This window comes from Arcicella rigui (assembly GCF_034929435.1).
GTDB lineage: Bacteria > Bacteroidota > Bacteroidia > Cytophagales > Spirosomataceae > Arcicella > Arcicella rigui.
This window is the reverse complement of sequence record NZ_JAYFUM010000001.1, coordinates 368,972-381,204: the sequence shown is the minus strand read 5'-3', so window position 1 is coordinate 381,204 and position 12,233 is coordinate 368,972. Positions and strand designations below refer to the sequence as shown.

Sequence of the window (12,233 nt, the reverse complement as noted above, 5' to 3'; positions counted from 1 at the left end):
AGCTTTTGTCGGAGTATTTCATGTTTGCCTACTATTTTAGTAATGAATCCATTTTAAGCGACCTGACTACTGGACGATCTTATAAAAGACACTGAGAAATACAGAGTTTCACGGAGAAACATTGTAACAAAATCCTCTGCTAAACTCTCTAAAAGCTCTGCTAAACTCTGTGTATAAAAATTGTCCAGAAATCACCCAAGAAATACTTTTTTCAAATGATTGATAATTAAAAGTTTACAATTCTAATCACTCAATCACAAATCACTAACTCACAATTAAAACAATCTCATTTGCACAAACCACTTTATGAACAAATATGATTTAATCGTTATCGGAGCAGGAAATGTTGGTACTTTTCATGCTTTTCATGCCCTTTCGCAAGGTAAATCGGTCTTATTAATCGACAAAGATTCTGAGCCGATTGAAGCTACTGTTAGAAATTTCGGACAAGTTGTACCTTCTGGACAAGCTTTGGATACTTGGTTTGAGTACGGTCGAGAATCTTTGGGCATTTACAAGAAAATCCAAGCAAAATTTGATATTACGGCTCGCCAAAACGGTACTTATTACTTCGCTTCCGACGATGAGGAAATGGTACTTTTAGAAGAAGCTCGTGCTTTGTTTAAAATCAGAGAGTACTCTTCTACCCTACTTTCCAGAAAATCATGTTATGAACGCTTTCCCAACCTCAATTCTGAATACTACAAAGGTGGTTTGTTCTTTCCAGAAGAAGTATCGGTTGAACCCAGAACGATGGTACATCGTGTTCGCCAAATGTTGATACAAGATTTTGGTTTGGTATTTATGAACAATACGGCTGTAATTAATTGCGAAATCAAAAATGGTATTTGTGAAGTAAGTACAGCTACAAATCAAAAGTTATTTGCCGATAAAGTAGCTATTTGCAACGGACATGAATTTAAAATTTTGTTTCCAGAAATTTTCAACCAAAGCGGGATGAAAATCTGTAAACTAAATATGATGCAGACCTATCCGCTACCAGAAGTAAAACTAAATGGCAATATTTTATCAGGACTTTCGATTCGTCGCTACGATAGTTTCAAATCTTGTAATTCCTACCAACATTTACAAACGCCCGAATGGCAAAAGCCTTATAAAGAATGGGGCATTCATATTTTGTTTAAACAGGCTTTAAATGGCTCAATCATTATTGGCGATTCGCACGAGTACGCTGATGTGGACGAAAATGCCAAATTGCCTTTAGGAATTGATATGAATATCAACGATTTAATTCTGAAAGAAGCCAAAAGAATTATGGCTTTACCAAACTGGAAAATTCAAAATTATTGGGCTGGTTATTATTCGCAAACGGCTGATGGAGGTTCTTATGAGTACCAAATTGAAGATAAAATTTTTATTTCAACAGGCATCGGCGGAAAAGGCATGACAACGGCAGCAGGTTATAGCCGTAAACGTGTGAGCGAGATTTTTTAATTTCGGATTATAAAACATAAGTTCAGCACTTCTTCAAGAGGCTGATATGATTACAGTTTACAGCCAACAAAACTGCAATCATACCAGCCTCTTTATTTTTTCTATTGGATTATTTCCTTTAAAAATCGGTTTCAAAGCTGAAATACACTTAAATTTGTGATTCGAGAAAAGATTTTTACCCTAAAAACTAAATCAGTATGCAAGGATTACTCGACCAAAAATTCAATGAAGGTGGCGTCGTTATCACGAAAGTGGATGATTTCATCAACTGGGCTCGTCTAAGTTCGCTTTGGCCTATGGGCTTTGGCTTGGCTTGCTGTGCCATTGAAATGATGCAAACGATGGCTTCTGGCTATGATTTAGACCGTTTTGGGGTTTTTCCGAGACCTTCGCCACGCCAGTCGGACGTGATGATTGTAGCAGGAACAGTTACTTTCAAAATGGCGGATAGAATTCGTCGCCTTTACGAACAAATGCCCGAACCACGCTATGTGATTTCGATGGGAAGTTGCTCAAACTGTGGCGGGCCTTACTGGGAACACGGTTATCATGTGGTAAAAGGTGTTGACAGAATCATTCCCGTAGATGTTTACGTGCCGGGTTGTCCGCCCCGACCAGAGGCTTTGATTGGTGGATTTTTGAAATTACAAGAAAAGATTAGAAACGAAAGTTTGGTCGCTCCAAAAGCTCTTTTGGCTATGGAAGAGGAAGAAGCCAGAAATCAAAAACCAGCCTTTGCCTTAAATGCTTAATGAAGATGTCAACAGAAAAATTTAAAAATATTCTTGTAGAAAAATTCGGAGAAGGAATCATTCTTCAAGCCGACCAGCAAAGTATTACTGTGCCTACCCAAAAAATTGCGGAGGTTTGTCAATTGATGCTTGAACATGAAGAATGTTATTTTGATATGCTTTCGTGCTTGACGGGCTTGGACAATGGCGTTGAAAAGGCTACGATGGAAGTCATTTACAATTTATACTCCATTCCCTACGAACATAAATTGATGCTGAAAGTGGTTTTTCCAAGAAGTGAAAAAGGCGAAGCATTACCCGAAGTACCAACAGTAAGTAATGTTTGGAAAACGGCTGATTGGCACGAAAGAGAAGCTTTTGACTTGGTAGGAATCAACTTTGTGGGGCATCCAGATTTACGAAGAATCCTGTTGCCAGAAGACTGGGACGGGCATCCGCTCAGAAAAGATTATCAAGCACAAGAATATTACCACGGCATTCAAGTAAAGTACTGATTTCAAACCAAAACCATGAAAATTAGCGTTGTTCTGATTACTTTCAATTCTGAAAAAACATTAACAAAAGTACTTGAAGCCCTTACTTGGGCTGATGAAATTGTGATGGTAGATTCTGGAAGTACTGATAAAACGCTTGCGATTGCTGAACAATTTAAAGCAAAAGTAATTTATCGAAAGTTTGATAATTATGGTGTGCAGAAAAATTTTGCCACTTTACAAGCCTCAAATGATTGGATTCTTTCCTTGGATGATGATGAAATTTTGAGTGATGAATTGCAGAATGAAATTCAAAAATTATCGCTTGAAAATACTGAATTTCAAGCTTTTAAAATTCCCCGTTCTTTAATTTTTTTGGGTAAATTATTACGTTTTAGTGGCGAGTACAAAAGACTTACTCTACGGCTTTTCAACCGAAATTTTGGCAATTGGAATACCGAACACGTTCATGAAAGTGTAGAAATACAAGGTAAAATTGGCGTGTTAGCAAATCACATTTTACACGATAGCTACCGTGATTTGACAGATTACTTCAATAAATTCAATAAATATACTTCTCTCGGAGCAAAAACGTTGGCCGAACGTGGGAAGAGAGCTTCCGTTTCAACCATCGTTTTGCGTTTCCCGATTACTTTCTTAAAAATTTACTTCCTAAAAGCCGCCTGTTTAGATGGCTACGCTGGTTTTATGTGGGCATTGCTCTCGGCGATGAACCCCGTCATTAAATATGCGAAACTGAAGGAATCAGAAAATCTTTAGTCGTTTTAAATTCAAAACCTTCTTTTTGTAAAAAAGCCATTAGCTTATCAAATCGCTCCAACATTTTTTTGCCGTTATTTCTGTGCAAATAAAATGGATACTTCGCTCCGTTGGGTAAAGCTGTATAATCGGTAAATTCCCAAGGATGAAAGTATAAATGCAAGTAGCCGTCTGCCTCCACTACTTTTTTGCATAAATAAAAAAAGTACGACAAAGGAAAATTATGAAAAGCAATCCAAAATAAAGGCACACGCCAAGCAGGTGAAACCGAAGCTGGAAAGTGAATTAAATCATTCTGAGTAAAGTAAGTACGAGAAATATGTCGGTAATCGTATCGTCCTGGCAAATAAGTCGGATTGATAGACGCATTGTACAAATAACCCGCTTCCAGCAAATCGGCATCCGAAACAGGAGCCATTCTTGGCATTCTGAAACCTACTACTTCTTGTTGAGTAATGTTTTCTAAAATAGCTTTAGAAGTACTCAAATCCTCTTTTTTATGACTTGAATGATAATGATTGTGCGAAGCAATTTCATGCTTTTGGCTCAAATCTCTTATTTGTTCGGTTTTTGCCAAAGCATAAACGCCCGTGCAATAAAACGTTGCAGTGGCATTGTACTTTTCCAAAACAGAAGTAATAGATTGTAAACCTTGATACGAAGTAGCGATTTGCTCTTGCATTTCGGGCTTTCCTCCGTATTCAAAAGGCATATCAAATTCTTCTACATCAAAACTCAACAAGGCTGTTTTCATAAATATTTTGTTCTTGAATAATATACAAAGGACGCTCTTTATTTTGAATCAAAATCTTTCCGATATAAATGCCCAAAACGCCCATTACCATTAAATTTAGTCCGCCAAAGAAAGCAATCGTCATCAAGATGGATGCCCAACCGTCAACAGCCTTCCCAACAGCAAAACTATAAACCACATAAGGCAAGTATAAAAACGACAGCAAAGCAAAAAAGAATCCGATATAAATAGCTGTGTATAAAGGCTTTATACTAAAAGACGTAATGCCAGCCAAAGCCAAACGCATCATTTTTGAAAAAGTATATTTGCTTTCGCCTGCAATACGCTTATTGGCTTTGTACTTGATAGTAGCTTGGTCGAAACCAATCCATTGAATCATACCTCTTAGAAATACATCTTGTTCTTTAGAATTTCGAAGTGTTTGAGCCACTTGTCGGTCAATCAAACGGAAGTCTGCTTGTCCGGGTTCTAATTTCAAATCACTGATTTTATTCAATACTTGATAAAAACCTTTGCTTGATTTTCTTTTAAACCATGATAATTCTTGGTCTTCTTCACGCAAAGTATTTACCATGTTTACTTGTTTTCTAAGCCACAAATCTATCAAATCAGGAATCATTTCTGCTGGATGCTGTAAGTCGCTGTCCATCATAATAATGGCATCCGCATTGATAGAATCAATCCCAGCTTTTAAAGCTACTTGTTGCCCAAAATTTCTTGAGAAAGAAAGATACTTTACCGATTCATCTTTTTTTGCCAACGTTCTGATAACGGCAAGCGTATCATCTTTACTTCCGTCATTGACAAAGCAAAATTCAAAGTGGTAAGGTAATTTATCAATCACATTTTTTACGGCATGGTAAAAAACCAATAGGTTTTCGCCCTCATTGTATGCCGCCGTGAGGATACAAATGTTTAATCTTGATTGAGCCATAATGTTTTAAATTCTGAGATTTCATCTAATAAGAGTTGATATATACAAGCAAACCAAACCAAGCAACATGGAAAGGCTTTAATTGAGTAAAGAATAATTTTCATCCGTAGCCAATTGGGAAAAATATCGGTAGCCGTAAGTGAAGTAACAAGTACTACATTGAACAGTAAAACCCACACCCATTTTTGTATAGGATAGTCTTGGCTAACGAACCAAATAGCCACACCTGCCACTGCTATAATAAAAGTGGGAGATTCGGATGAAGAGGAAAAAATAACGACAAAAATCGCTAAAGAAGCCAGATATCTTAATTGAAAAATCAGGCTTGAGTATTGTTTGAATCTCAGTAAAGGAAGTACCTGTAAGATCAATCCTGGAATAAGAAAAAACAGATTTGAAAGATGTGGAAAACCGCCGATTCTTCTTACTAATCCCATCAACGAAACGTCCTGCATACTTGCACCCATTCCGTTGACAACTTCCTGATTTTGAAGGTTTTTTTCTACCAAACTATTATACCAATCCAAATAAGAATGTAATACAAACGAAGGAGAACTAATGAGCATCGGTAGCAACAAAAGTACAATTACCCAGAAAAAAGTATAAGCAATGTATTTCAGTTTACTTTCTGAAAATACCCAAAAAGCCAAGCCTACAATTCCGTAAAGTTTTACAAAAGCCCCAATCATCACAAACAAAGTTGCCCAAATCACTTGGTCTTTCTTGACGAAATACCAAGATAAAATGATAAAAGCTACAACTGTCGGATTTACCTGAGCACTGTGTGCAGAAGTATTCAAATCGACCAAACACAAGGCCAATACAATCCATTGATAAGTTGGTTTGATGGGTAAAAGTAACAAAGCTCTGTAAAGAGCATAAGCTTGTAAACAGTTCCAAAGAGGGATGCCAATTATATCTGGAAGAAAAGTAAATGGCATGATGATTAAACTAAAAACGGGGCCGTAGTGGTTACAATCAAAATACTCTTGAGGGTAAAGACTATACAAATTTTGTCCATCTACTAAATGATGAAACACTCCTTTAAAAATTTTATAATTATTTACTTCCCCTAATCTTCCTTTCAAAAATCCAGCAAGGGCAGGTGTAAAAAACCATAAAAAGGTAAAAACTTTTTGTTTGTCTTTTAATACAGAAAACGTCATTTCAAAAGCAATTTTTAATTGAGAGTTTATTTTTAAGCCATTTTTCTTTCGACCATCAACAAGTTTTAGGGTATAAAACTTGAAAAATGACCGCTAAGTGCTATAACAGACGTTTAATCGCTCTTGAAAGTTGGAATTGATACAATAGAAAGACAGGATGGAATTACGTGAAAAATTCCATTGAAAAATTGGGTTCTGGCGAACCTTCAGTTTTGTAAAATAGAAAATAAATTCTAAGCAATAAAGCCCTGACCTCATTAAAGGAAAAGGTAATCGTATCAAAGTTTTCATAAAAGCAATTAATATTCACAAAGAGGTTTCAAAGCCTTTAGGCTTCTTCACAAAATTAGTATTTAAGATTGACAATTTAGTGATTTTCACTTATTCCTTCAAGTAGTATATATACAGATATTTTCACACAAAGAAATAGTGAATACATTTTTACTAAATTTGTACTCTTGTATTTGCTTTTTTTTCAACGCTGAAACAATTTTCATTGAAAACTTATCTTCGTATTCTCCAATATGCCGAGTCTCTGAGAGCCTTCGCATTTCCATATTTTATTCTTTCGTTATTGGCAAGTTTGTTTGGTATTCTCAATTTTACATTGTTGATTCCGCTTTTAGATGTACTCTTCGACAAAGTACAAATTACTGATTTTCAAAAGTTTAGTCACAAGCCTGCTTTTTCTTTAGAATCGGATTACTTCAAAGAAATTTTTAATTATTACTTCTATCAAATCGTTTCTTTGTACGGACGAATGGGAGCTTTGCAGTTTGCCTGTATCGCCATTGTTATTTCGGTAGTCTGTTCAAATATTTTCAGATACTTTTCTCAGAGAATTTTAAAAACCGTAGAAGCACAAACGATTGCTTCGTTGCGACAAGCAATTTTTGAAAAAACCTTGAATCTTCACTTTGGTTTTTTCAATAACGAACGCAAAGGAAACTTGATGGCACACCTCACCACGGATGTACAAGAAGTAGAAAATTCGGTTGGACGAGCTTTCACGGCGAGCTTCAAAGAAGTATTTACTTTGGTGATGTACTTTGTGTTTTTGTTTAATATGTCGGTGAAACTAACGCTTTTTTCACTCTTGATTTTGCCCATTTCGGGCGGAGTAATTGCCACAATCAGCCGAAGATTACGCCGTGCAGCCAGAGATGTACAAGAAAAACAAGGAGCGATGATTAGCACTCTTGATGAAGTATTCGGAGGCATGAGAATCGTAAAAGGATTTAATGCCGAAAAGGTAGTTGCCGAGCGTTTCAAAACTGAAAATTATAGCTACAAAGCCGCAGTACTAAAAATGGTGTATCGCCAAGAAATGACTTCGCCAGTTTCCGAAGCCTTGGGCGTAACCGTGATTGCAGGTATTTTACTATATGGCGGTTCGTTGGTAATTAACAACGACGAAAGCCTAAGTGCCTCTACTTTTATTTCATTTATCATTCTGTTTTCGCAAGTGATGCGTCCAGCTAAAGTAATTGCGGATGCTTTCAGCGGTGTGCAAAGAGGTATTGCTTCGGCAGAAAGAATCTTGAAATTGATTGATACTGTTCCCGAAATTCAAGATGCTGAAAATGCAGTGGTTTTACCAGAATTTAAAGAGGAAATAGAATTTAAAAACGTAAGTTTTGAATACCAAGAAGGAAGAAAAGTATTGGATAATATTTCTTTTAAAATCCAAAAAGGCAAAACTATTGCTTTGGTGGGTACTTCGGGCGGAGGGAAATCAACGCTTGCAGACCTTGTTCCAAGATTTTACGACCCGACGGAAGGACAAATTTTGATGGACGGCATTGAATTAAAACAGATTCAATTGGCTTCTTTGAGTAAGCAAATTGGTATCGTTACACAGGAATCTATTTTGTTTAATGATACCGTTGCAAATAATATTACTTTCGGTTCAGAGGCGACGGATGCTCAAATTGAAGAAGCTGCTAAGATTGCGAATGCTCATCAATACATTTCACAATTGTCTGATGGCTATCAAACTTTTATTGGCGACCGTGGCGGACGTTTGTCGGGCGGACAACGCCAGCGTTTGAGTATCGCAAGAGCTGTTTTGAAAAACCCTCCGATTTTAATTTTGGACGAAGCCACTTCTGCCTTAGATACGGAATCAGAAAAATTGGTACAAGAAGCCTTGACGCACTTGATGAAAAACCGCACCACTTTGGTAATTGCTCACAGACTCAGTACGATTCAACACGCAGATGAAATTTTGGTCATCAATCAAGGTAAAATTGTGGAAAGAGGTACGCATAACGAGCTTTTGGCAAATGAAAATGGTTTTTACAAAAAACTAAACAGTATGCAAGAAGTATAGACAGTAAAACGAGTTTCCAAACGTAAAAAATTAATGGAAAAACACGCTCAAGAAAGTTGTCCCAGATGCCAAAAAGTGTTTATCTGCAAAGTAAACAACATTTTGGAATGCGATTGCATGATAGTAAACCTCACAAAAAAACAAATAGAATACATAGCCGACCTCAGTCAATGGGAATTTGACGGAGCTTGTTTGTGTAATACTTGTCTGGAAGAACTGAAAGCGATTTCGGATTTGTGATGTTGGAAATTAGATTTTTAAACGGACTCTCCAATCCTTAGTCTTGCATCTTTCGTCTAAACACTTCTTTTCTCCCTATATTTTTACATAAATTTTACTAACATCAGGGCAAGCCTATTATGATAAATCAGTAGTTTTAAAAAATAATCCCTTAACTAATGAAAGTTTTAATGTCTTCTTTTCTGCTAATGCTTGTTCTAGCAAGTGCATTTAGCAGTTTTTCGCAGCAAAAAATTAATGTAATGACCTTCAACATCCGTCTGGAAACAGTACAAGATGGTGAAAACCAATGGTCAAAACGCAAAGAAAATCTTAGCAGTATGCTTGAATTTTATGAAGCAGATATTTGTGGGATGCAGGAAGTGTTGGTCGGACAACTCAGAGATTTAACTACCTTACTTCCCGATTATGCTTACGTAGGCGTTGGACGTGACGACGGCAAAGAAGCGGGCGAGTTTTCTCCTATTTTTTACAGAAAAGATAAATTTACGGTATTAGAAAGCAATACTTTTTGGTTGAGTCAAACGCCAGAAACACCCAGTAAAAGTTGGGATGCTGCCTTAAATCGTGTGGTGACTTATGCCAAATTCAAAGACAATAAAACGAAAAAAGTATTTTATGTTTTCAATACGCATTTCGACCACATCGGGCAAGTAGCTCGCCGTGAAAGTGCAAAAATGATTGTGGAAAGAATTAAGGCAATCAATGCCAAAACGCCTGTGATTTTGACGGGAGATTTCAACAGTACGCCAGCCGAAGAGCCTATCGTGATTGTAAACGCCAGTTTGTTGGACACGCAAATCTTGAGCAATTTGCCACATTTTGGGCCGCAAAGTACTTTTAACGGCTTCCAATCTAAAGAAATTGACAACAAATTGATTGACTATATTTTTGTAAATTCTGATAAAGTAGAAGTATTAAAACACGGAACATTAAGCAATACTTGGGGTGGACGCTTCGCTTCTGACCACCACGCTGTGTTTACGCAATTGATGTTTTAGTTTTTGTTGGTTATCGGTCTTCGGATGTCGGCTTTCAGATTTTGAAATAATTACTTTTTAGATAAGAAAAAAATCTAAAATCCGACATCTGAAAGCTGATGACCGAAAGCCGACAGCCGGTATCCAATCGCTACAATATCGCTTTCACCATCCTATCTTTTCCAAAAAAATCTTTGATTACATCCACACTTTTAAAACCTTCTTTCCAGAACAAATCAGCCGTTTCTATGCCGAAAGCTTGGTTGATTTCTACGATACAAAAACCATTTTCAGTCAAGTGTTTTTTAGCGAATTTAGCAATGGCTTTATAAAAAATCAGCGGATTTTCGTCTTCTACAAAAAGAGCTAAATGCGGTTCAAAATCCAAAACGTGATGCTCCATTTCTTGTTTCTCAAGATTCATCACATAAGGCGGATTTGAAAGAATAATATCAAAAACAGGCAAAGAATCATGCACCGATTCATCCAAAAAATCTACTTTTTCAAAATTGATGGTTACTTCATTCAACGTAGCATTTTGTTTCGCCATTTTCAAAGCTTCTTCTGAAATATCAAAGGCCGTCACGACAGAATGTTGAATGTTAGCAGCCGTCGAAATAGCAATACAGCCCGTTCCTGTACCAATATCTAATATTTTGGGAGACGAAGGAATGAGTTGTTTTTTAGCTAAATCCTGAAAAGTATGTATCGTTAATTCAACCAATTCTTCCGTTTCTGGTCGTGGAATTAAGGTCGCAGGACTTACTTTAAAAATTCTACCATAAAATTCTGTTTCGCCAATAATGTACTGAACAGGTTCATGTTGTTTGATTCTATGAATAATTTCTTGATAATCGAAATCTTTTTTCAACGGATTGTCCAACAAAATATCTGTTTTAGAAATACCTTGAAAGTATTCTAAGAGTAAATAAACGATGCTTTTCGCTTCGTTTTCATCGTAAACAGCGTTAATTTCGGAGAAAAGTTCTTGGAATATTTTTTTTGCGGACATACAAATTAAGTATGAGTTATGAGTTATAAATTATGTTTTTTGGATTCAAACCATAGGTATTAATTATTCAATATACTCTCTATTTTCTTTAGGACAGTCTTGTAGAATACTCTGTGAAACTCAGTAAAAACTCTATTAAACTCTGTGTCTAAAATTGTCCTTAATCAGATTTTTCATGGAATAAAATCAATAAAACTTATGCAAAGTTACGAAGAATATCACGCCAAGCCTGCTGAAATGTGGATGGCTCGTGCATTACAATTGGCTCGTTTGGGAGCAGGAACGGTTTCGCCGAATCCGATGGTGGGCTGTGTGATTGTGCATGAAGGCAAAATTATTGGCGAAGGTTGGCATAAAAAATATGGTGAAGCTCATGCAGAAGTAAATGCTGTAAATTCGGTTGAAGACAAATCATTATTGCCCGAATCAGACGTTTACGTGACACTTGAGCCATGTTCGCACTTTGGCAAAACGCCACCTTGTGCAGATTTGCTGGTAAAACATCAGGTAAAAAAAGTAATTATTTGTAATGTAGATTCCAATCCATTGGTCGGTGGTAAAGGAATTGCTAAACTAAAAGCCGCTGGCATAGAAGTAGAAACGGGAATTTTGGAAGCAGAAGGGCGAGCTTTGAACAAGCGTTTTTTTTGTGCTGTCGAAAAAAATCGTCCTTACGTTATTTTAAAATGGGCTGAAACGGCTGATGGCTTTATCGCCAAAGAAAACTTTGAGGCTGTACAAATTTCTAATCCACTTTCCAGAAGACTTGTCCATAAAATGCGAAGCGAAGAAGATGCGATTATGGTTGGCACAAATACCGCTCGCTACGATAATCCAGCCTTGAATACTCGTTTCTGGACAGGCAAAAACCCTTTAAGAATTGTGTTAGACAAAAACCTTAGTTTACCTAATTCCTTAAAGATTTTCGATAAGTCTCAGCCAACGATTTGCTATAATTTACTTGAAAATAAAGTAATTGATAATACTTCTTTTGTAAAAATTGAAGCAGAAGATTTACTCAACAACATCATTCAAGATTTAGCAACAAGAAAAGTTCAATCGCTGATTGTGGAAGGCGGAAGTACTTTGCTTCAAGGTTTTATTGATGCCAAACTTTGGGACGAAGCCATCGTTTTGAAAAGTAAAAAAGTATTACAATCGGGTATTTTAGCACCGAAAATTGAAGGAAGTTTTACCGAAATTTCGGACTTGGACGACGATAAATTGATTAAGATTTACCGTTGAGGAATTATTCTGAATGTGACATGACAACTGTACGAAGGATTGCCAAATTGTTGATTTAGGATGTCGGATTTCAGCTTGATAAAAAACGCTTTTATTTCTACTTTATTCAA

12 protein-coding genes are annotated in these 12,233 nt (G+C 36.5%); 8 read left to right on the top strand and 4 right to left on the bottom strand.

The genetic code is table 11. The annotated features are described in order from the left end of the window. Positions 1-306: 306 nt before the first annotated feature. The 4 genes from VB248_RS01775 (at position 307) to VB248_RS01760 (ending at position 3,460) form a co-directional block, all read left to right on the top strand. Positions 307-1,455, top strand: coding sequence for a TIGR03364 family FAD-dependent oxidoreductase (locus tag VB248_RS01775; protein WP_323295005.1), 1,149 nt, complete (start codon positions 307-309; stop codon positions 1,453-1,455). Positions 1,456-1,652: 197 nt separating this feature from the next. After that, entirely contained in the window at positions 1,653-2,207 is a 555-nt protein-coding gene (gene nuoB, locus VB248_RS01770) for an NADH-quinone oxidoreductase subunit NuoB (RefSeq protein ID WP_323295004.1), read from the top strand. Positions 2,208-2,212: 5 nt separating this feature from the next. Further along, positions 2,213-2,701 carry an NADH-quinone oxidoreductase subunit C gene (locus VB248_RS01765; RefSeq protein ID WP_323295003.1) on the top strand — a complete coding sequence of 163 codons (489 nt, stop codon included), beginning with the start codon at positions 2,213-2,215 and terminating at the stop codon, positions 2,699-2,701. 15 nt (positions 2,702-2,716) lie between these two features. Beyond that, the gene (locus tag VB248_RS01760) at positions 2,717-3,460 is read left to right on the top strand and encodes a glycosyltransferase family 2 protein (RefSeq protein WP_323295002.1); all 744 of its coding nucleotides are present in this window, start codon (positions 2,717-2,719) and stop codon (positions 3,458-3,460) included. Here VB248_RS01760 and VB248_RS01755 read toward each other — a convergent pair. The 3 genes from VB248_RS01755 to VB248_RS01745 are packed head-to-tail and all read right to left on the bottom strand — an operon-like array spanning position 3,423 to position 6,314. Then, the gene (locus tag VB248_RS01755) at positions 3,423-4,214 is read right to left on the bottom strand and encodes a polysaccharide deacetylase family protein (RefSeq protein WP_323295001.1); all 792 of its coding nucleotides are present in this window, start codon (positions 4,212-4,214) and stop codon (positions 3,423-3,425) included. The genes VB248_RS01760 and VB248_RS01755 overlap by 38 nt on opposite strands. Beyond that, a complete protein-coding gene (locus VB248_RS01750) occupies positions 4,189-5,148 on the bottom strand; it encodes a glycosyltransferase family 2 protein (protein WP_323295000.1) in 960 nt (319 codons plus the stop codon). Before VB248_RS01750 ends, VB248_RS01755 begins: the two co-directional genes overlap by 26 nt. Continuing rightward, positions 5,130-6,314 (bottom strand): glycosyltransferase family 87 protein, encoded by a 1,185-nt coding sequence (locus VB248_RS01745; protein WP_323294999.1) that lies wholly within the window; start codon positions 6,312-6,314, stop codon positions 5,130-5,132. Before VB248_RS01745 ends, VB248_RS01750 begins: the two co-directional genes overlap by 19 nt. Positions 6,315-6,810: 496 nt before the next feature. On the opposite strand from VB248_RS01745, the gene VB248_RS01740 reads away from it, so the two are divergent. The 3 genes from VB248_RS01740 to VB248_RS01730 all read left to right on the top strand — a co-directional run bounded on the left by VB248_RS01740 (position 6,811) and on the right by VB248_RS01730 (position 9,887). Then, positions 6,811-8,646: an ABC transporter ATP-binding protein gene (locus VB248_RS01740; protein WP_323294998.1), complete on the top strand. Its 1,836-nt coding sequence runs from the start codon at positions 6,811-6,813 to the stop codon at positions 8,644-8,646. Between the two features lie 33 nt (positions 8,647-8,679). Beyond that, positions 8,680-8,886, top strand: coding sequence for a cysteine-rich CWC family protein (locus VB248_RS01735; RefSeq protein WP_323294997.1), 207 nt, complete (start codon positions 8,680-8,682; stop codon positions 8,884-8,886). A 242-nt stretch (positions 8,887-9,128) separates the two neighbouring features. Beyond that, positions 9,129-9,887, top strand: coding sequence for an endonuclease/exonuclease/phosphatase family protein (locus VB248_RS01730; RefSeq protein ID WP_323294996.1), 759 nt, complete (start codon positions 9,129-9,131; stop codon positions 9,885-9,887). A 130-nt stretch (positions 9,888-10,017) separates the two neighbouring features. On the opposite strand, the gene prmC is transcribed toward VB248_RS01730, so the two are convergent. Continuing rightward, positions 10,018-10,878: a peptide chain release factor N(5)-glutamine methyltransferase gene (gene prmC, locus VB248_RS01725; RefSeq protein ID WP_323294995.1), complete on the bottom strand. Its 861-nt coding sequence runs from the start codon at positions 10,876-10,878 to the stop codon at positions 10,018-10,020. A gap of 198 nt (positions 10,879-11,076) precedes the next feature. Between prmC and ribD the strand changes: the two genes are divergently transcribed. Further along, positions 11,077-12,123 carry a bifunctional diaminohydroxyphosphoribosylaminopyrimidine deaminase/5-amino-6-(5-phosphoribosylamino)uracil reductase RibD gene (ribD, locus tag VB248_RS01720; protein ID WP_323294994.1) on the top strand — a complete coding sequence of 349 codons (1,047 nt, stop codon included), beginning with the start codon at positions 11,077-11,079 and terminating at the stop codon, positions 12,121-12,123. Positions 12,124-12,233: the final 110 nt, after the last annotated feature.